Below are 19219 nucleotides of genomic sequence, written 5' to 3'. Positions count from 1 at the left end.
CTCAGGCCGCCGGAGAGGTGGTCGGGGACGTTGCAACAGCAACTCCAGAGGACGTGGTTGCCGATTCAAGCGGCGTGGCCTGCGCTACCGTGCTGCCCGTAGCCTCCGTGGCCAGGCCGGTTGGGGTCATCGATGGATCGGGAACGGACGGATCGGGATCAGATGTGGGACTTGGGCTGCCTGTCGGACCGGATGGGCTGGTGGTGACTTGTGTGGGCGGGTCAGTCGCGGCAGGATACGTGGGGCTCGCGGTCGCAGAATCGGTTGGAGTCGTGGTGCCTGCGTTCTGCGTGGGTGAGGCCGTGGATTGGCCCTGAGTGGGATCGCCGGTCGAGCCGGCTGACGGGGTGTCCGAAGGCGCCGTGGGATCCACGGTGGCGGGTTCGGGAACAACGGCCGTTGTCCCGCCGGGGCCGGCGAGTGAATCGGGGGCGGGTGCTCCGCCTGCCCCGGAAGGTCCGTCCACAATGGAGCTGCTTCCTGCGGTCCCCTCGCTGCCGGAATCCTGCCCGCTGCCGGGCGGGGCGAATCCTTCCAGTCCGGGCTCCGGGGCAAGGGGTTTCCTGGTGCTGGCCTCGATGCCTGCGAGCGGTTGGGGGGCCCCGGCCGCGGTGGCTGCTTCCCCGGCGCCGGCGGCATCCGTACCGGTGGAACCGCCCGTGGTGCTGGCACCGGCCTGCGGCACGAACATGGCGGTCAGGTTTCCGAAGCCGTCCGGACTCTGCGCGGCAGTAGCGGTGAGGACCGTCAGGAGGGCGGCAGCTGCGGCTACAGCGGTCACGCGGACGCCAGGCTTCGGCGCATGCGCGCCTCCCGCCCCGTGCCGTGCACCGCGGACGGCGCCCGGCCCTGCAGGAGCACCTGCCGGCGTCGTGGATTTGCGTGACCAGCTGGGCCTGCCCGTGGCGCTTGGGGCGGGCGGCACTTCAGAGGGTACGACGGCGGCGGGCACCTCTTCGGCGTACGCTCCAGTTTCTGCCGCTTCAGTTTGTGCCACCGCTGCAGCCGTGTGGGCGAGGACGGCCGCCACCGCTGCCCCGAGGCAGATGGAGGATTTGGGGTCGGCGTCCACTGCGATGGGCCGGTCCAGTTCCTCGGACACGATCTGCGCCACCAGGGGGATCCGGGACGAGCCTCCGATCAGAAGCACCGCGGACAGGTCTGCCGGCTCCAGGTGCAGCTGGGCCAGGGAGTGCTCCAGCGCCTCCACTGTTTCCCGCACGGGCTCTTCGATCAGCGCCTCGAACTCTGAACGGACCAGGCGGACCTGCTGCTGGACGCCGGGCAGGAGCACCGGAATGCTGGCCTCGCTGTCCGCAGACAGGGCCTCCTTGGCTTCGACGCATTCACGCCGGAGCCGTGTCAGGGCGCCATGAACCGCCGGATCGGTGCTGTCCAGCTCTTCCAGGGCATTCCCGGTGTGCCCGGCGACGTAGCGGAAGACGGCGGCGTCAAAGTCGGCACCGCCCAGGTCTTCGATGCCCTCCGGGCGCCCCATAAGCTCAAAGCGGCTGCTGCCGGACTTCCTTAGGACGGCGGTGTCGAAGGTGCCGCCACCGAGGTCGTACACGGCGATGGTGCTGCCTTCCTCCACGCGCACCTGGGATGCGTAGTGCAGGGCTGCCGCCTCGGGTTCGGGAAGGAGCGTGACGTTCTCCAGGCCGTGCGCGCTGAGGGCAGCGCGGATCACGGACAGCCGGTGGTTGCCCCAGGCGGCGGGGTGGGTCAGGAAAACGGCCGACGCCGGTTCCCCCTCACGTTCGGCAGCCCGGTCCGCCACCCACCTGGCCATGGTGGCGAAGACGTCCTCCGGCTGCAGCGCAAGGGTGCCCACGATGATTGGTACGTCGTCCCCGATCCGGCGCTTGAATTCCCGTACCACGCGTTCGGGCGAGTCCAGCCCGCGCCGTTCGGCAGCCTCGCCAACCAGGACGGCGCCTTCCGCCGGGTAGTACACCACGGAGGGCACGGACGCTCCACGCGTGCCGAGGGGCAGGCACTCGGGCACAGCGGAAGCGCCCTGGTGAAAACGAACAACTGCAGCTGCCGTAAAACTGGTTCCGACGTCAACGGCGAGAGCATAGCTCATGGGTACCTCGGAGGGCTGGCGGTTCACCTGCAAGCTTCATCACAGAGAACATCACCAACGTAGCATTTCCGAAGGACCGGGGAACACCCCTGTTTGCTACATCGATTGGCTATTTATCGGGCACTTGCCCCATTTGGGTTTAGTCACCGGTCCTGGGCCCGGGAGGCTTCGGCTTAGAGGCCGGAGTAGGAGTGCAGTCCGTTGAAGAACTGGTTCACGATGGTGAAGTTGAAGATCACGCAGAGGTAGCCCACGATCGACAACCAGGCAGCGCGTGTTCCGGTCCAGCCCCGGGTGGCGCGTGCGTGCAGGTATCCGGCGTAGACAACCCAGATAACAAAAGTCCACACCTCTTTGGTGTCCCAGCCCCAGAACCGGCCCCAGGCCTTTTCGGCCCAGATGGCACCGAACATCAGGGTGAAGGTCCAGCCGATGAAGGCGATTGCGTTGATGCGGTAGGACAGGTTCTCAAGGCTCAGCGCGGACGGCACCAGGCGCATGAAACCGAGCTTGTCGGCGCCGCCGGCAGCCACGGTCTTCTGCCGGTGGGACTGCACCAGCTGCAGGGCGGACATCGCGAAGGTCAGGGTGAACAGGGCCGAGGACAGCACCGCGATGGAAACGTGGATGACCAGCCAGTAGCTCTGGAGGGCGGGAACCAGGTGCCCCACGGGCGTCCAGAACGCCACCGATGCGGCCACCAGCATGATGATCACCAGGCCCACTACAAAGGTACCCAGGAAGCGGAGGTCGCGCCGGATCAGCGAGAGCAGGAATACGGCCGCCACCAGGAACGCGCCGGTGGTGAGGAATTCGTACATGTTGCCCCACGGCACCCGGCCTGCGCCCAAAGCCCTGGTGACCACGCCCGCGCCATGGATGACGACGGCCAGGGTGGTCAGCGCTACGGCCACCCGCGCCGGAACCCGGCGCTCCGCGGCGTACTTCATGTCGCCGTCGGCCGTCACCACTCCGTTGGAGCCTGCACCGGCAGCCTTGGCAGCGGACGACGACGGGCGCTCGGCCCGGCCGGCCGGCCCGTCCAGGCGGGTCTCGGCAGAAACGGAGGCAACCCCGGCGGCAACGGGGACCTTGGCGGAAGCCCCGGCCTGTGCGGCCTTGAGGTCCACTGCGCGCAGCGCCTTGCTGCTCTTGGCCAGGTCCCAGGCGAAGGCGATGAAGGCCACGGTGTAGGTACCCGCCGCCAGCAGCATGAAGAGTTCGCTGTACTGGCCCATGGTTTCATTGATTCCAAATGGCATTACTGGTCCTTTTTGGGCCCGGTGGGGCCTGCTGGGGTGGTGACGGAGCCTGCTATATTATCGCCCGGTCGGCTGGGAGTTTGCTGGGACCCGGCAGGGTCATCCGGGGTGGAGTCCGGAACACGGTCTTCGGCCAGCTGCCACTCCGTGGAGAACAGTTTCCGGAGCGCAGCTGCCTCGCCGGCCAGGCGGTGGTCCTCACCGCGGGCCAGGAGCCCGTATTCCACCATGGTGCGGCCGTCATCAGCGGTGCCCGTCCGTACCCAGACGCGCCGGCGGTTGACGTAGAGCGAGAGGATCAGGCCGGCCACGGCCAGCAAGGCGAAGACCAGGGCGTACCCCTGGCCCGGGTTGTGGTGGATGTCCACGCCGATGTAGCGCTTCACGCCGTCGAAGCTGATGGTTCCCTTGCCATCCGGCAATGTGTAGGTGGAGCCCGGGGCAAGCGTTATGCCGCCCGCGGCCAGGTTCCGTGCATTGAGCGGCGTGAGGTTCTTGACGTCCAGTTCGAAGACATTCTGCGGGGCACCGGTGTTCAGGCCCAGGTCCCCGTAGTAGGAGTTCAGGGTCAGCTGGGGGTTGAACAGCTCCGGGTCGGCGCTGAACGAGACGTTCTTGTCCGTAACGAACGCGGTGGGGAGGAAGAAGCCCACGAAGCCCAACTGGTCGGGCTGGGCGTCCGGGACCTTGATCACCACGGAGGAGTAGTAGTTCTCGCCCTGCAGCTTGGCCACCACGGGGCCCTGCATGGCCACGTTGCCGGCGCCGTCCCGGATGGTCACCACCGGCGCGTAGCCGTTGCCGGTGAGGTAGATGCTGGTGCCGCCCAGGCTCACGGGGTCGTTGACCTTGAGGATCTCCTGCCTGGGCGGAGCGTCCGGGTTTTCCTTGGTGGTCACGGTGGCGGCAAAGTCGATGGGCTGGCCGAACTTGCCCTTGGACTCGCGGTCGAACGTGATGTTGAACTTGTCCAGCTGGAGCGAGTACGGCTGCAGCTGACTGGACTGGAAGTTGGTGCCCGGGTTGAACTGGTCATAGCCCACCAGGGTGTTCACGAACGTATCGCCTTCCACCAGGATCCGCTGGCCGCTGTACCCGAACAGGCCGCCGGCGGCCACGGACACCAGAACGCCGATCAGCGAGGTATGGAAGACGAGGTTGCCCACTTCCTTCAGGAAGCCGCGTTCGGCACCCAGGGACGGCAGGGCGCCGTCGGCATCCCTGACGTCCACCCGGTAGCCGCGCTTCCTGAGCAGCCCCGCCGCACCGTTGATGGCGTCCGACGCCGGGACGCCGGCAGCGGAAGGGATCTCCAGGGTGCCGTATTCCGGCAGCCGGGACAGGCGCTGCGGCGTACGCGGCGGCTGGGAGCGCACGGCTTTGTAATGGGCGATGGCGCGGGGCACCACGCAGCCGATCAGCGAGATGAACAGCAGGAGGTAGATGGCCGAGAACCACGCTGAGGAGTAGACGTCATAAAGCTGCAGCGAGTCCAGCAGCTTGCCGTAGTCCGGGTGGTCCTTGATGTACTGGGTCACCACGGCCGGGTTGGCCGGGCGCTGCGGGAACAGGGATCCGGGGACGGCAGCCACGGCGAGGAGCAGCAGCAGGAACAGCGCGGTGCGCATGCTGGTCAACTGGGTCCAGCCCCACCGCAGCATGCCCCTGGGGCCCAGTGCGGGAACAGCGGCCTGGGCTTTTGCCTCTGCAAGAGGGGCGGATTGCTTCTTCTTTACGTTCACACGCTCGCTCATCAGATCGGCAACTTCACGTCGGTTTGGAACCAGTACTGCAGGCCGGTCACCCAGGCTCCCCACACACCCGTGGCCATCAGCAGCCCCAGCACCACCAGGATTCCGCCACCGGTGCGCTGGATGGCCAGGCGGTGCCTGCGGAAGAACGCCATCACGCCCATCCCCCGGCGCAGGGCCAGCGCGATCAGCAGGAACGGAATGCCCAGTCCCAGGCTGTAGACGAACGCCAGGAAGGCGCCCTTGGCGGCTGAGGATCCGCCGGAAAGGCTCAACAGCTGCACGGCCGAATAGGTGGGGCCGATGCACGGCGCCCAGCCCAGCCCGAAGGTCAGGCCCAGCAACGGCGCACCCCAGAGCCCGGCCGGCGGTTTGGCATGGATTTTCGCGTCCCGCTGCAGCCAGCTGAAGCCGCCCATGAAGACGATGCCCATGATGATCACCAGCACCCCCAGGAGCTGGGTGATCCAGGCGTTCTGGCTGCCGGTGATGAGCGTGCCCAGCTGGCCGAACGCGCCGCCCAGCAGGACAAAGATCACGGAAAAGCCCAGGACGAACAGCCCGATCCCGGCCAGCATCCGGCCGCGTTTTTGCTTTTCCAGGTCCACGCCGCTCAGGCCCGTGACGTAGCCCAGGTAGCCGGGAACCAAGGGAAGGACGCAGGGAGAAAGGAAGGAAACCAGTCCGGCGAGCAATGCCACCGGAATGGCCAGCAGGAGGGAGCCGCTGAGGATGGCTTCCGCGAAGGGGCTGTTCACTGTCCCGGCCCCGTCCTACTCGGCCACGGCGGCGGTGATGAGGGCTTTCAGGGTGCCCTTCTCGATCTCGCCGAGGACGCGCGAGGCCACCCGCCCCTGTTTGTCCAGGACCAGGGTGGTGGGAACGGCGCCGGGCGGTACCAGGCCGGACACGGACAGCAGGACGCCGCCGTCCTTGTCGTCAAAGCTCGGGTAGGTCAGGTTGAAGGTCTTCTCGAAAGCCTCCGCCGTGGGCTTCTCGTCCCGGAGGTTGACGCCGAAGAACTGAACGCCCTGGTCCTTGAACTCCTGGTGCAGCTCTTCGAGGAGCGGTGCTTCCACCCGGCACGGGGCGCAGGCGGCGAACCAGAAGTTCAGGACGCTTACCTTACCCTGGAAATCGGCCGGGGTAACTGCGGCACCGTTGAACAGCGCACCCTGGATCTGCACGGCTTCCTTGCGGTCCCCGGCGGCGAACTCGGTCACGGAGCCGTCGCCGGCAACGTAATTCTTGTTGTCCCCTGCCTTGGCCTGCTTGGCCAGCGCGTCCTCCTGGGCACAACCGGACAGGCCCAGTGTCAGCGCGGTCAGGGCCATGCCGCCGGCAGCGAGCATGCTGCGGCGTGAGGGAAGGTTGTTGTTGCTCACTGCTAGGCTCCAGGGGTGCTGGCGGCACCGGGAAGAAGGGCCGCCGCGGGTTCGCTGTACTCGACCCGCACAAGCGAGCCGTCGTCGTCGAACACCAGGGACGTAACGGATGTCAGGGTGCACTCGCGCTTGCGCGGGTCGTGCCACAGGGGCCTGCCCTCGGCGCTCAGCCGGGTGGCCCAGATAGGCAGCTGGTGGCTTACCAGGATGGCCTCGGGGCCGTTGGCACCAAAATCGCCGGCAGCCAGTTCGATGGCCCGCAGCCGCGCATCCTGCGCGGCAGCCGCCACCCGCGCTGCCTGCTCCTTGTACGGTTCGCCCCAGGACGGGCGCAGCGGATTGACCAGGTGCGGCCAGTGCCTGGGCCTGCGGAGCTCGGCCTTGGTGACCTTCATGCCCTCAAAGTAGTTTTCCGCTTCGATGATCCGCTCGTCGGTGTGGATCTCCAGATGCAGAGCTTCCGACGTCGGCCGCGCGGTTTCCTGCGCACGGTCAAGCGGGGAGGCGGCCAGGTAAGTGATGCGGGCGCCGCGTTCGGCGCGCTGCCGGAAGTGCTCGGCGAGCGTCCGGGCCATCTCCTGCCCCAGTTCGGAGAGGTGGAATTCGGGAAGCCGCCCATAGAGAACGCCGTCGGGATTATGGACCTCGCCGTGGCGGAGCAGATGGACAGTGGCTTGGGGCATGTTTACCAGTTTCTCAAAGATGGCGTGCGATCCGAAATCTTCCACACGTGCTTCTACAAACAGTAGAACTGAAGTTTTTGAAGAAATGTTCCGGAGCCGGGAACAAAACATGCAAATGCATGTTTATACTGGATGCAGCAAGTTGGTTGAGCTTTCAATAGATGAAGGTTCAACCGCAAGAGCACCGCAGGCATATCCATACAAGGAGCAACATCATGGCACTTCCCGCAGACGTCACCACCGGCACCTGGACCCTGGACAACTCCCACAGCGAAATCGGCTTCACAGTCCGGCACGCAGGCATCAGCAAAGTCCGCGGCCAGTTCACCGACGCCGACGCCACCCTGGACCTGGCCCAGGATGTGGCCGACTCCAAGATCAACGCCACCATCAAGACCGCCAGCTTCGACTCCGGCGACGCCAACCGCGACGGCCACGTCAAGGGCGAAGACTTCTTCGATGTGGAGAAGTTCCCCGAGATCTCCTTCGTGTCCAACGGTTTGGTGGCCAAGGGCAACAGCTACGAACTCACCGGCGACCTGACCATCAAGGGCGTCACCCGCCCGGTGACCCTGGACACCGAGTTCAACGGTGTGGCCGTTGACCCGTTCGGCAACACCCGCGCCGGCGTCTCCGCCGAGACCACCATCAGCCGCAAGGACTTCGGCCTGACCTGGAACGCGGTCCTCGAAGCCGGCGGCGTGCTGGTGAGCGACAAGGTTGCCATCAACCTTGAGCTTGCGTTCATCGCTCCCGCAGCATAATTCCACCCGTTCAGGGCACACCCCGGCACCAGGCCTCCGGCTTGGGGCCGGGGTCCCCTGTTTAACCGCAGTCCGCCTGCTTAACCCGCAGTCCACCTGCGCGGATACCTTGCGAATCACCCACAACGCAGCCTGCCGGGGGTACGGTGGACTTAAGCCATGCTGGGGGGAAGGCTGAGGACCGATTCCCGGCAGCCTACCCGGATCCCCACCTGCAGAAGGAACGCCCATGAGTACTCCTCCAGTCCCGCCTCCCGCGCCCCAAGACCCGCACTCCAACAATGACCAGCCCGGAAATGACCAGTCCGGCAGCCAGCAGCCCCGCTATGGCCAGAACGCGCCCCAGTACGGCCAGAATGCACCGCAGTACGGCCAGAACGCGCCCCAGTACGGCCAGAACCAGCCCCAGTATGGGTCCCAGCCGCCGGCAGCTCCGCAGTACGGCCAGAATGCCCCGCAGTATGGCTCACCGTATGGGCAGAACGCGCCCCAGGCTCCGGGCTACGGCCAGAACCCACCCCCGTTCGGCCAGTCCCCGTATGGCCAGTACCCCTCGGAGCAGCCGCAGGCAGCCGGCAGCAACGGAATTCCGCAGCTGGTTAATATCTCGTTCTGGCTGTTGATCGCATCCGCCGTGATTTTCGTCATCGGCATGCTCACCGGGCTCACCCAGCTGGATAATCCTGAGTTCCGCCAGGCCTTTGAACAGCAGGTGCAGGCCAGCGGGGCGTCGGGCGTCACCTATGACGACATCAAGAGCGTCATCGCCGGCACGCTGGTGGTCTTCGCCATCATCGGGGCCGCGCTCTACCTGCTGGTGGCCTTCTTCATCCGCAAGGGGAAGAACTGGGCACGCATCCTAGGAACGGTGTTTGCAGCACTGTCCATATTCGGCCTGTTCGGGGTTCCCAGCATCGGAACGCTCGGGACCGTCCTGGGGATCGCGGCCATCGTGCTGCTCTACCTGCCGGCAGCTGCCCCGTACTTCCGGAAGCAGCAGCCCTTCGGCAACCCTTCTTCAGGCGGCTTCGGCAACCCGTACGGACGGTAACCAGCACGCCCGCCGACAGCCAGGCGGCCCGGGATGCGACATGCATCCCGGGCCGCCTGCTTTAAGCCGGAACCTGGCGAAGTCCTGGCCCGGTCGCAGCGTTTCTAGGCCGTCTGCCCGGGTGCCTGCGCCCGCTGGGCATGGTAGGCCAGGATCTGGAGTTCGGTGGCCATGTCCACCTTGCGGAGATTGACCCCTTCAGGAACCTGCAGCATCACCGGCGCGAAGCTCAGGACGCTGTGCACCCCTGCCGCCACCACCCGGTCGCAAACGTCCTGCGCCACCGCCGCGGGAAGCGCCAGCACCACCATGTTGGCCCCGGTGCGGTGCAGGACGGTTTCAAGGTCCGCAACGTCGCTGACGCGCAGCCATCCCACCTCGTTGCCCACCACCATCTGGTCGGCATCGAAGATGGCCACGACGTCGAACCCGCGGGATTCGAAGCCCCCGTAGCGGGCCAGCGCCTTGCCCAGGTTGCCGGCGCCGACAATCGCCACTTTCCAGTCGTGCGTCAGCCCGAGGGCAGCAGCAATGTGGCGGCTGAGGTACTGCACGTCATAACCCACGCCCCTGGTTCCGTAGGACCCCACATGGGACAGGTCCTTGCGCAGGGTTGAGGAACTGACGCCGGAGGCTTCAGCCAGGGATTCGGAGGAGACGCGCTCCACACCCTCGGCGAGCAGGGTATTCAGCGCACGGAGGTAGATCGTCAGCCGGGCCACGGCAGCCGGAGGTATCTGCTTGGACAGTGCGCCCGTGGCATCCGGAAGGTCCGGGACAGACTGGGGCGTGGAACCCAGGGATGTCACCCGCACCTCCCTTGCGTCGCGTTGTGACTCCACTCTAGGTCCCTGCCGCTCATGCCTTCAAAACCGCGGGCCATCAACAACCCGCGCATCCAAGGCATCTGCTGCCACTGCCGCCACTCCCCTACTGGGCCATGGCGCGCTGCAGCACGCGTTCCAGCCGGACCTCATCGATTTTCCAGAAGTCGCGCTGCACCCCGTCCACCAGAACTACCGGAATCTCCTCGGCATAGCGCTCCCGCAGGTCGGGCTGGTTGTCCACCAACTCTTCGCTCCAGGTAAGGCCCAACGAGGCAGTGACCCGGCCGACGGCGTCGCGCGCCTCCTCACAAAGGTGGCAGTCAGCTTTGGTGACCAGGACGACGCGGGGTGTAGCCATGACTTAACGGTATCGCCGTTCGCGGCTTGGAGGGGACGCCAACGGCGGCAGGCCAGTGGATTGACTAGACTCGGGTCCATGCCCGAGGAGAAATACGTCGCCGTCGTCACGCGGCCGGTTGCTGCGCCGCAGCCCGGCGAGGCGGCGTTTTTCGACGTGGACAATACCTTGATGCGTGGGGCCAGCCTCTTCCATGTGGCCCGGAAGATGTACCAGCGTGGGGCGTTCACCCTGCCGCAGGCCGCCGGGTTCGCCTGGAAACAGTTCAAGTTCGTTGCCCGCGGAGAAAACATCGACGACGTTCATGCCGTCCGCGACTCCGCCCTGACCCTGGCTGCCGGGATCACCGTTGACGACATCAAAGCGCTGGGCGAAGAAGTCTACGACGAAATGATTGCTTCGCGGATCTGGCCCGGCGCCAAGGCACTGGCCGAACAGCATCTGCGGGTGGGCCGGCGCGTCTGGCTGGTGACGGCCACCCCCATCGAAGTGGCCACCGTGATCTCCACCCGGTTGGGACTGACAGGAGCCCTGGGGACAGTCGGCGAGGTCTCCGAGGGTATGTACACCGGCCGGCTGGTGGGCGACATCCTGCACGGTTCGGCCAAGGCGGTGGCCGTCCAGGCCATAGCCGACGATGAGGGCCTGGACCTGAAGCGCTGCTGGGCCTACAGCGACTCCTACAACGACGTCCCGCTGCTTTCGCTGGTGGGTCACCCGGTGGCCATCAACCCGGACGCCAAGCTGCGCCGCCACGCCCGGGACCGCAACTGGCCGGTCTATGATTTCCGCGCCGGCCGGCGTGCCGCCACCTTTGGCCTCAAGGCGGCCACTTTCGGCGGCGCCATCTACGGCCTCTGGAAGGGCTTCGCCCGCATCCGCGGGCCGCGGGCATAGCCCTCCCTGTCACAAACGAAATGCCCGCCGCCTTGAAAGGCGACGGGCATTTCCACGCTGTCCGAAGTATCTCTACTTCTTGTTGCGGCGCTGGTGACGAGTCTTGCGAAGCAGCTTGCGGTGCTTCTTCTTGGCCATACGCTTGCGACGCTTCTTAATAACTGAACCCACGAAAGTTCCTTACAAACTAGATGCAGTACCTGTCTGATGGAGAATGTCCGTGGACAGAGCTACGAACTGAACAACTGACAGATTCTTACAATGACGTAAAACGTTCCTTAACAGGGTACCGCTTATCGGGAGCGGCTCAGGACAGGCCGCCTCAGGCGGTCTCGGTGTGCCCGTCCACGACAGCGCCTTTGAGGTACTGTTCGACGGCGTTTTCGGGGACCCGGTAGGAGCGGCCGAAGCGCACCGCCGGCATTTCGCCGGAGTGGACCAGCCGGTAAACGGTCATTTTGGAGACGCGCATGACCTCGGCTACTTCAGCCACGGTCAGGAACTTCGCGTTGGAGAAGTTCTGTTCTGCCGACATTTCCCTATTTTCCTTTGCTGACGGATGGACAACAGTGACCCCAGGTACGTGCCAATGCGGTGTTACGATGCTGAGCCATCCACCAACCACCTAAACAGATACTCTAGATGTTCCTGTGGCAGATGTGAAAGTAGTGCTTCCCCTATTTCACTCCCCTATTTGGACTGCCGCCGCTTCCGCGCCGATGCCGCCAGCTGCCCGAGGACGGACGCGGAAACGTCCCAGTCCATGCAGGCATCCGTGACGCTCTGGCCGTAGACCAGCTCCGAGCGTCCGGCCGCATGCTCCGCGACGTCCAGGTTCTGCGCGCCGCCCACCAAAAAGCTTTCCAGCATCACCCCGGCGACCGCCCGCGCCGCGGCGCCGCCGTCCTCCAGCTGGGCACCGATCTCCAAAGCCACCTCGGCCTGCCGGTGGTGGCTCTTGCCGCTGTTGGCATGGCTTGCGTCCACGATCAGGCGCGGGTTCAGCCCCTTGCCCGCCAGTTCACTGGAGGCGCGTTCAACGTCGGCCGCTGAGTAGTTGGGCCCCTTGCGGCCGCCGCGCAGGATCACGTGGGTGTCCGGGTTTCCTGCCGTGGCCACCAGCGCAGCCCGGCCGTCGCCGTCGATCCCCAGGAAAGCCTGGGCCGCCGCGGCGGCACCGCATGCGTCGATGGCCACCTGCAGGCCGCCGTCGGTCCCGTTCTTGAAGCCGATGGGCATGGAAAGGCCGGAGGCGAGCTGGCGGTGGATCTGGCTCTCGGTGGTGCGGGCACCGATGGCACCCCACGAGATCAGGTCCGCCATGTACTGGGGGCTGATCGGCTCCAGGAATTCAGTGGCGGTGGGCAGGCCCAGCGCGGTGACCTGCTGCAGGAACTGCCTGGCGGTGCGGAGACCGGTGACCATGTCGTGGCTGCCGTCCAGCCGGGGGTCATTGATCAGGCCCTTCCAGCCGACCGTCGTGCGCGGCTTTTCGAAGTAGGTCCGCATGACGACCAGCAGGTCTTCGTTGTGCTTCTCGGCCTGGCTCACCAGCCGGCGGGCGTATTCGAGCCCGGCCTTGGGGTCGTGGATGGAGCAGGGACCCACGATGACCAGCAGGCGGTCATCCACGCCGTCCATGATGGCGCGCACTTCGTCGCGTCCGCGTTCGACGACGGCAGCCGCCCGGGCGTCCAGGGGCAGTTCGGCGAGGAGTTCCGAAGGCGTGGGCAGCGCAGTGAATTCGCTGACGCGCAGGTTCGAGGTGGACTTGGTGTCGCCGGCGGGGGCGGCTGCTGTTGCGGTGCTCATATTCGGGGTCCTGTTCCAGATGGGAAGCGGGCCCACAATCAGAACCCGCCGGAGAAACGGCGAAGGGCAGAGAATTATCTCTGCCCTGTTGGCTCTGAAGGAATGCTGGATGCGTGTCAGTTAGACGCGGGCCCCTCCAGAGCCAACGAAAAATACGCATACCAACGGTTAGTCATGGGAAAGACCATAAGCCCGCCCCTGCGGATCAGCAAATCTCCGTCCGTCACATTTCGGTTACCGCCGGTCCTGGAGGCCTGCCACCAGCTCTGCGTGCTTCTGGTCAGTGAGGCGGTACCAGTACATGACGCCGACCGCTGCCAGCACCAGGACGGCGGGAAGCAGCCCGGCGGCGGCCCGGATGGCCGTGACCGCTGGCGCGCCCTGCTCCTGGAGGGACGAGGAATATCCACCCCATGCCAGGGCGAAGGCAACCAGTCCGCCGCCGAAGCCCATACCCAATTTCCGTGTTGCGGCCAGGAGCGCGTAGTTGATGCCCTGGACCCTGACCCCGGTCTTCCATTCGCCGTATTCCACAGTGTCCGCGATCAGCGCCCAGGTGAGGATGCTGACCGTCGCAGCTGATAACTGCGCCAAGGCCATGCCGGCCACCGCCAGCCAGGGTGCTCCCTCCGGCGCCAGGAAAACCACCATCCCGCCTGCCCCGCCGAGCAGGCAGCCCAGCGTGAACACGGCCTTCTTGCCCCACCTGGCCACCGGGCGGGGCATCACGACGGCAAGCGTCAGGGTGATCACCACCTGCGTCACCGAAAGCAGGGGAAAGAGATCCAGGCGGAACATGACATCGCGCAGGTAGTAGAACTGGGCGGCCACGGTGGCGGAGTTGCCCGTCACCAACAGCACGGAACTGAGGCACAGGACCACCAGGGGTGAGTTCACCTTGAGCGCGTCCAGGCTCTGGCGCCAGGTGATCGTGGGAATGCTGCCGGCCACCTGTTCCCGGCACGCAATACCGGTGAACACGTAGAGCCCGGAGCCGACGACAGCGAAGGCCAGCGTCATCACGGTGAAGATCTGCTGGATATCCCCGCCCCTGCCCAGGAGCGGTGCCACGAAGAACCCAAGCGTTGCCCCCACGGACAGCCCGCCGATGGTCCGCGCGCCGGCCAGCCTGGCCCGCTCGCGGGGGTCCTGGGTCATGGCGCCCACCAGGCAGCCGTAGGGTACGTTGACCAGGCTGTAGGCAAGGCAGACCAGGCCGTAGGTGCAGTAGGCATACAGGAGTTTCAGGGATGGTTCGACGTCCGGCACGTGGAACACCGCAACACCCAAGACCAGTGGAACAAAGCCGAAGACCAGGAAGGGCCGGAACTTGCCCCATCGAGGGCTGTGGAAACGGTCCACGATCCGGCCTGCAGCAATGTCAGTGAAGGCGTTGAACACCCGCGCCACCACCAGGAGCGTGCCGGCAGCAGCCGCGCCTATCCCGGCCACATCCGTGTAGTAGACCAGCAGGAACATGTTGGCTGTACTGATGATCATGCTGTTGGCTGCGTCGCCGGCGCCGTAGCCCACAACCGCGGCCCTGTTCAGTCGCTTCATTTCTCCCTGCCCAAGGGAAAGAAACCGCTTTCTCACCCCGGGAGAAACTTACCCCAGAATCTTGCGCAGAAACACCAACTGCCGGATCCAGTGGTGCTCCTGGCCACCTTCATGGTTGTTGAACCGGTACACCTCGATCTCCTTGTCCGCTCCAGTGGCGGATGCAGCGGACGTCCCCGAGCCATAGGCATTGAAGCTGGCGAACACAGTGGACGGCGGGCAAATGTCATCCATCTGCGCCGCGGAGTACAGTGCCGGCGCGGTGGCCCAGCGGGCCAGGTTGACGCCGTCGAAGTAGCTCAGGACTTCCAGCGAGGATTCGTAGCGGTCCCGGTGGCGCGCCAGGAACTGCGCGATTTCGGGGTAGGGGCCGCGCGGGGTGATGTCGATGGCGCGGGGGAAGTCCTGGAGGAAGGGGACGTCGGGCAGCGCGGCGATGACGCCGTCGAGCCGCCCCGCGGTAAGCCCTGCCGTGGCCACCACCAGCCCGCCGCCCTGGCTGACACCGGCCAGCACTACCTTGGACGGGTCGACGGCGGGGTGCGCCTGGGCGGCCTCCACCGCGCGGAACGCATCCACGTAGACCCTGCGGTAGTAATAGTCCTCCCTGCTCGCGATGCCCCGGGTCATCAGGCCCGCGTGCGCCACATCCCCGGCGGAGGGGTGCGGATCCGCGGTATCCCCCAGCGTGCCGCCGTACCCCTGGCCGCGGGTGTCCATGATGAAGTGCGCGTACCCGGCCTGCGCCCAGCGGGTGTCCTGGTTGACCAGGCCCCGGCCGCCGGAATAGCCGATGTAGTTCACCACGACCGGCAGCCGGGCGCCTGCTTCCCGGTTGGCGGGAAGGTGCAGCCAGCCCTTGACCGGCGCTCCGCCATAGCCCGCGAACGTGACGTCGAAGGTGTCGATCACCGCCAGGTAGTTCTCCACCGGCTCGAAGGACGCCTTAAGCGGGAAGCCGCGCGCCGCCTCCAAGGTGGCATCCCAGAACGCGCCCAGGTCATCCGGCGGCGTGACGTCGGAGGTGTAGCTGCGCAGCTGGGCCAGTGGCAGGTCGAAGAGGGGCATCGTTGTCCGTCCTGAATTCGGTTGTTCGGCGGGTAGTGCGGTTCCTCTATTTCTATCGCACGATGATGACATCCAGGCGCCTGGGCCCGTGCACGCCCTCCACGATGCAGGCGGCGAAAAGGGCGATTTTCAAGGGTTCAATTCTTTGAAGCGTTCAGGGTCAGGTCCAGTGGTTCGTAGCGGCGGAGGTCCGCTCCGGCGGCGATGAGTTCGCGCAGGTGCGGCAGCCCTCCGGCGGCAGCTCCGGCGGCACGCGCCTGGATGAGCACGTTGCCCAGGGCGGTGGCTTCGACGGGACCGGCGATGACCGCCCGCCCGGTGGCGTTGGCGGTGAGCTGGCAGAGCAGGGTGTTCTGCGAGCCGCCGCCCACCACGTGCACCACCTCAACCGGACGGCCGGCGAGGCGTTCTGCCGCCGTGATGGTCTTGGCATACGCGGAGGCGAGGCTGTCCATGATGCAACGGGTGATGGCTGCGGGATCATTAGGCAGGACGTCACCGGTTCGGCGGACCGCAGAGCGGATGCGCTCCGGCATATCGTCCGGGGCAATGAAGTATGAATCGTCGGCATTGATCTGCGGACCGCCGGCAGGCAACGCCGCGGCGGCCGAGAGCAGCGCCGCCAGGTCCGGCCGGAAGCCCTCACTGGCCCAGGTCCGCTGGCACTCGCTCAAAAGCCATAGTCCGCCCACATTGCGCAGGTAACGGATGGTGCCGTCCACGCCGCGCTCGTTGGTGAAGTTCGCCTCTCGGCTGGCTTCAGTCAGGACAGGATGCTTCAGTTCCAGCCCCACCAGGGACCACGTGCCGGAGGAAATGTAGGCAAAAGCATCATCCCGGGCAGGAACAGCCACGACGGCGGATGCAGTGTCATGCGAGCCCACCGCCACCACCTTGGTGTCACCCGGCAAACCCACGGCATCGGCAATCTCCGGCAGGAGGTTTCCGAAGGCTTCCCCGGGCTGGATCAGCGGCGGGAACAGGTCCTTCCGCAGCCCCAGTGCCGCAAAGAACTCCGTCGCCCACTCCCCCGCCACCGCATCGAAAAGGCCAGTAGTGGAGGCGTTGGTGGCCTCGGTCCGTCGCACCCCGGTAAGCAGGAACGCGATGAGGTCCGGGATGAGCAGCGCCTGCAGCCCGTCCAGGTTCTTCTCGGTGGCGAGTTGGTAGATGGTGTTGAACTGGAGGAACTGCAGCCCCGTGGTCTGGTAAAGGCGTCCCGGGTCCAGCGTGGCGTGGACGGGCGCGACGGCGGCCCTGCTGCGGTCGTCGCGGTAGCTGAACGGCTGCGTCACCAGCTCACCGGCCCTGTTGACCAACCCGTAGTCCACGGCCCAGGTGTCGATGCCGATGCTGGCGACCGTTGCGCCCTGCACGGCTGCCACCCTGGCCGCGGCCCGAAGGCCGTCCAGTACCTCCGCGTAGACGGCGTCGAAGTCCCAGCGGAGGCCGCCGTCGAGCTCCATCACACCGTTGGGGAAACGGTGGACGGTCTCCAGCGATACCCCCGCAGTGGAAACACGGCCCAGCATCACGCGCCCGGACGAGGCCCCGATGTCGACGGCGGCAAAAACGCTGGAGGCGGGATCAGCGCCGTCGACCCCGGATTTTGTGGTGCTCACCGCAGGAAGGCTGCAGCCACTCCGGCGTCCACGGGGATGTGCAGGCCGGTGGTGTGGGACAGTTCGTTGCTGGTGAGGACGGCGGCGGCGTTGGCCACGTGCTCAGGCAGGACTTCGCGCTTGAGCAGGGTGCGCTGGGCGTAGTACTCGCCCAGTTTCTCCTCGTCCACGCCGTACACCGCGGCGCGCTTGGCGCCCCAGCCACCGGCGAAGATGCCGGAGCCGCGGACCACGCCGTCGGGGTTGATGCCGTTGACGCGGATGCCGTACTCGCCCAGTTCGGCGGCGAGCAGGCGGACCTGGTGGGCCTGGTCTGCCTTGGTGGCGGAGTAGGCGATGTTGTTGGGGCCGGCGAACACGGAGTTCTTGGAGGAGATGTAGATGATGTCTCCGCCCAGGCCCTGCGCGATCATCACCTTCGCAGCGGCCTTGGCCACCAGGAACGAGCCCTTGGCCATGACGTTGTGCTGCAGGTCCCAGTCCTTCTCGGTGGTTTCCAGCAGCGGCTTGGAGATGGACAGGCCGGCGTTGTTGACCACCAGGTCCACGCCGCCGAACGCCAGGACAGCGGCGTCGATCGCGGCGGCCACCTGGGCTTCGTCCGTGACGTCCGCTTGCACGCCGATGGCAATGTCCGCGCCGCCGAGCTCGTCGGCTACCTTCTGGGCGTTCTCCAGGTTCAGGTCGGCGATGACCACGCAGGCGCCTTCCGCGGCGAGGCGGGTGGCGATGGCCTTGCCGATGCCCGATGCCGCGCCGGTCACCAAGGCGATGCGGGTGGCGTGGGACTTGGGCTTGGGCATGCGGGCCAGCTTGGCTTCCTCCAGCGCCCAGTACTCGATGCGAAACTTCTCGGATTCCTCGATGGGCGCGTAGGTGGAGATCGCCTCGGCGCCGCGCATCACGTTGATGGCATTGATGTAGAACTCGCCGGCAACCCGGGCGGTCTGCTTGTTGGCTCCAAAGGAGAACATGCCCACGCCGGGGACCAGCACGATGGCCGGGTCCGCGCCGCGCATGGCGGGGCTGGCTGGGCCCACGGCCGCAGGGTCCCCTGGCCGAGCTTGCGAGGTTAGGGAGCGGCTGGGGACCGCATGACGGCTGTAATAGGCCTGGTAGTCCTCGCGGTAGTCAGCGTGCAGCTCGTGCAGCCGGGCGATCGAGTCCTCAATCGACGCGTCCGCGGGGAGGTCCAGGATCAGCGGCTTGACCTTGGTGCGCAGGAAGTGGTCCGGGCAGGAGGTGCCCAGGGCGCCCAGGCGCGGGTGCTCGGCGGCTTCGAGGAATTCCAGGACGACGGCGTCATCGCTGAAGTGCCCCAGCTGCGGCTTGTCCGTGGACGCCAGGCCGCGGATCACGGGTGCCAGGGCTGCGGCCTTTGCGCGGCGTTCTGCCTCCGGCAGGGCTGCGTAGCCGGGGATCTTGGGTCCGAAGGGTTCGGCCTTGCCGTTGTCCTTGAGGTACTTCTCGGCCTGCTCGATGATCCACAGCGAGTTCTGCTCGGCTTCCTCGCTGGTGGCGCCCCAGGCGGTGATGCCGTGGCCGCCCAGGATGGTGCCGATGGCCTGCGGGTTGGCCTCCTTGATCGCGGCGATGTCCAGGCCCAGCTGGAAGCCGGGGCGGCGCCAAGGCACCCACACCACCTTGTTGCCGAAGATCTTGGTGGTCAGCGCTTCGCCGTCCACAGCGGTGGCAATGGCGATGCCGGAGTCCGGATGCAGGTGATCCACGTGCGCGGCGTCCACCAGGCCGTGCATGGCGGTGTCAATTGACGGGGCTGCGCCACCCTTGCCGTGCAGGCAGTAATCGAACGCGGCCACCATCTCGTCTTCACGCTCGACGCCGGGGTAGACGTTCTTCAGGGCGTTCAGCCGGTCCAGGCGCAGCACGGCGAGGTTTTCCGCCTTCAACGTGCCAAGGTCTCCACCGGAGCCCTTTACCCAGAGCAGCTGGACGTCCTCGCCCGTGACGGGGTCCTTTTCGGTGCCCTTGGCGGAGGTGTTGCCGCCGGCGAAGTTGGTGTTCCGCTTGTCCGCGCCCAGGCGGTTGGAACGGGCAATCAGGTCTTCAACAGTCTTGTTACTCATGGC

18 protein-coding genes are annotated in these 19219 nt (G+C 66.2%); 3 read left to right on the top strand and 15 right to left on the bottom strand.

Features of this window, described 5'->3' with window-relative positions; translation table 11 throughout:
• Position 1: 1 nt before the first annotated feature.
• The 6 genes from QFZ57_RS08830 to QFZ57_RS08805 form a co-directional block, all read right to left on the bottom strand.
• Positions 2–2089: an Hsp70 family protein gene (locus tag QFZ57_RS08830; RefSeq protein ID WP_306901560.1), complete on the bottom strand. Its 2088-nt coding sequence runs from the start codon at positions 2087–2089 to the stop codon at positions 2–4.
• A gap of 173 nt (positions 2090–2262) precedes the next feature.
• On the bottom strand, positions 2263–3351 hold the full coding sequence (ccsB, locus tag QFZ57_RS08825) for a c-type cytochrome biogenesis protein CcsB (protein WP_306630057.1): 1089 nt from the start codon (positions 3349–3351) through the stop codon (positions 2263–2265).
• Positions 3351–5105: a cytochrome c biogenesis protein ResB gene (resB, locus tag QFZ57_RS08820; RefSeq protein ID WP_306899572.1), complete on the bottom strand. Its 1755-nt coding sequence runs from the start codon at positions 5103–5105 to the stop codon at positions 3351–3353. Before resB ends, ccsB begins: the two co-directional genes overlap by 1 nt.
• Positions 5105–5860: a cytochrome c biogenesis CcdA family protein gene (locus QFZ57_RS08815; RefSeq protein WP_306630055.1), complete on the bottom strand. Its 756-nt coding sequence runs from the start codon at positions 5858–5860 to the stop codon at positions 5105–5107. Before QFZ57_RS08815 ends, resB begins: the two co-directional genes overlap by 1 nt.
• Before the next feature lie 15 nt (positions 5861–5875).
• Positions 5876–6454 (bottom strand): TlpA family protein disulfide reductase, encoded by a 579-nt coding sequence (locus QFZ57_RS08810; protein WP_306632466.1) that lies wholly within the window; start codon positions 6452–6454, stop codon positions 5876–5878.
• A gap of 35 nt (positions 6455–6489) precedes the next feature.
• Positions 6490–7170 (bottom strand): histidine phosphatase family protein, encoded by a 681-nt coding sequence (locus QFZ57_RS08805; RefSeq protein WP_306899569.1) that lies wholly within the window; start codon positions 7168–7170, stop codon positions 6490–6492.
• Positions 7171–7385: 215 nt separating this feature from the next.
• On the opposite strand from QFZ57_RS08805, the gene QFZ57_RS08800 reads away from it, so the two are divergent.
• Positions 7386–7934, top strand: coding sequence for a YceI family protein (locus QFZ57_RS08800; protein WP_306630053.1), 549 nt, complete (start codon positions 7386–7388; stop codon positions 7932–7934).
• 229 nt (positions 7935–8163) lie between these two features.
• Complete coding sequence (locus QFZ57_RS08795; RefSeq protein WP_306899566.1) at positions 8164–8985, top strand: Yip1 family protein; 822 nt, start codon at positions 8164–8166, stop codon at positions 8983–8985.
• Between the two features lie 104 nt (positions 8986–9089).
• Here the strand turns inward: QFZ57_RS08795 and QFZ57_RS08790 are convergent, their stop codons facing one another.
• Together QFZ57_RS08790 and QFZ57_RS08785 are read right to left on the bottom strand one after the other, a co-directional pair.
• Positions 9090–9794 (bottom strand): redox-sensing transcriptional repressor Rex, encoded by a 705-nt coding sequence (locus tag QFZ57_RS08790; RefSeq protein ID WP_306630051.1) that lies wholly within the window; start codon positions 9792–9794, stop codon positions 9090–9092.
• Positions 9795–9915: 121 nt separating this feature from the next.
• The gene (locus QFZ57_RS08785; protein WP_306630050.1) at positions 9916–10170 is read right to left on the bottom strand and encodes a glutaredoxin family protein; all 255 of its coding nucleotides are present in this window, start codon (positions 10168–10170) and stop codon (positions 9916–9918) included.
• Between the two features lie 78 nt (positions 10171–10248).
• On the opposite strand from QFZ57_RS08785, the gene QFZ57_RS08780 reads away from it, so the two are divergent.
• Entirely contained in the window at positions 10249–11067 is an 819-nt protein-coding gene (locus QFZ57_RS08780; RefSeq protein WP_306630049.1) for an HAD family hydrolase, read from the top strand.
• Between the two features lie 72 nt (positions 11068–11139).
• Here QFZ57_RS08780 and QFZ57_RS08775 read toward each other — a convergent pair whose 3' ends face one another.
• The 7 genes from QFZ57_RS08775 to QFZ57_RS08745 form a co-directional block, all read right to left on the bottom strand.
• Entirely contained in the window at positions 11140–11238 is a 99-nt protein-coding gene (locus tag QFZ57_RS08775) for a 30S ribosomal protein bS22 (RefSeq protein WP_003792170.1), read from the bottom strand.
• Positions 11239–11389: 151 nt separating this feature from the next.
• Positions 11390–11602: a helix-turn-helix domain-containing protein gene (locus tag QFZ57_RS08770; RefSeq protein WP_043452394.1), complete on the bottom strand. Its 213-nt coding sequence runs from the start codon at positions 11600–11602 to the stop codon at positions 11390–11392.
• Between the two features lie 155 nt (positions 11603–11757).
• Positions 11758–12879, bottom strand: a complete 1122-nt coding sequence (locus tag QFZ57_RS08765) for a 3-deoxy-7-phosphoheptulonate synthase (protein WP_306630048.1) — start codon at positions 12877–12879, stop codon at positions 11758–11760.
• Positions 12880–13113: 234 nt separating this feature from the next.
• On the bottom strand, positions 13114–14439 hold the full coding sequence (locus QFZ57_RS08760) for a glycoside-pentoside-hexuronide (GPH):cation symporter (protein WP_306899563.1): 1326 nt from the start codon (positions 14437–14439) through the stop codon (positions 13114–13116).
• Positions 14440–14487: 48 nt separating this feature from the next.
• Positions 14488–15507, bottom strand: a complete 1020-nt coding sequence (locus QFZ57_RS08755; protein ID WP_306899562.1) for an acetylxylan esterase — start codon at positions 15505–15507, stop codon at positions 14488–14490.
• Between the two features lie 137 nt (positions 15508–15644).
• Positions 15645–17129: a rhamnulokinase gene (locus QFZ57_RS08750; protein WP_306899559.1), complete on the bottom strand. Its 1485-nt coding sequence runs from the start codon at positions 17127–17129 to the stop codon at positions 15645–15647.
• Positions 17126–19216 carry a bifunctional aldolase/short-chain dehydrogenase gene (locus QFZ57_RS08745; protein ID WP_306899557.1) on the bottom strand — a complete coding sequence of 697 codons (2091 nt, stop codon included), beginning with the start codon at positions 19214–19216 and terminating at the stop codon, positions 17126–17128. Before QFZ57_RS08745 ends, QFZ57_RS08750 begins: the two co-directional genes overlap by 4 nt.
• Between the last annotated feature and the right edge of the window lie 3 nt (positions 19217–19219).

It is taken from the genome of Arthrobacter sp. B1I2, from assembly GCF_030816485.1.
In the GTDB taxonomy this organism is placed as follows: Bacteria; Actinomycetota; Actinomycetes; order Actinomycetales; family Micrococcaceae; genus Arthrobacter.
This window is presented reverse-complemented; position numbering and strand designations above follow the sequence as displayed.

Bases quoted from the DNA above. Each gene is read 5' to 3' on its own strand.
- QFZ57_RS08830 (WP_306901560.1), bottom strand. From the start codon at position 2,089: ATGAGCTATGCTCTCGCCGTTGACGTCGGAACCAGTTTTACGGCAGCT.
- ccsB (WP_306630057.1), bottom strand. From the start codon at position 3,351: ATGCCATTTGGAATCAATGAAACCATGGGCCAGTACAGCGAACTCTTC.
- resB (WP_306899572.1), bottom strand. From the start codon at position 5,105: ATGAGCGAGCGTGTGAACGTAAAGAAGAAGCAATCCGCCCCTCTTGCA.
- QFZ57_RS08810 (WP_306632466.1), bottom strand. From the start codon at position 6,454: ATGCTCGCTGCCGGCGGCATGGCCCTGACCGCGCTGACACTGGGCCTG.
- QFZ57_RS08805 (WP_306899569.1), bottom strand. From the start codon at position 7,170: ATGCCCCAAGCCACTGTCCATCTGCTCCGCCACGGCGAGGTCCATAAT.
- QFZ57_RS08800 (WP_306630053.1), top strand. From the start codon at position 7,386: ATGGCACTTCCCGCAGACGTCACCACCGGCACCTGGACCCTGGACAAC.
- QFZ57_RS08795 (WP_306899566.1), top strand. From the start codon at position 8,164: ATGAGTACTCCTCCAGTCCCGCCTCCCGCGCCCCAAGACCCGCACTCC.
- QFZ57_RS08785 (WP_306630050.1), bottom strand. From the start codon at position 10,170: ATGGCTACACCCCGCGTCGTCCTGGTCACCAAAGCTGACTGCCACCTT.
- QFZ57_RS08780 (WP_306630049.1), top strand. From the start codon at position 10,249: ATGCCCGAGGAGAAATACGTCGCCGTCGTCACGCGGCCGGTTGCTGCG.
- QFZ57_RS08770 (WP_043452394.1), bottom strand. From the start codon at position 11,602: ATGTCGGCAGAACAGAACTTCTCCAACGCGAAGTTCCTGACCGTGGCT.
- QFZ57_RS08765 (WP_306630048.1), bottom strand. From the start codon at position 12,879: ATGAGCACCGCAACAGCAGCCGCCCCCGCCGGCGACACCAAGTCCACC.
- QFZ57_RS08760 (WP_306899563.1), bottom strand. From the start codon at position 14,439: ATGAAGCGACTGAACAGGGCCGCGGTTGTGGGCTACGGCGCCGGCGAC.
- QFZ57_RS08755 (WP_306899562.1), bottom strand. From the start codon at position 15,507: ATGCCCCTCTTCGACCTGCCACTGGCCCAGCTGCGCAGCTACACCTCC.
- QFZ57_RS08745 (WP_306899557.1), bottom strand. From the start codon at position 19,216: ATGAGTAACAAGACTGTTGAAGACCTGATTGCCCGTTCCAACCGCCTG.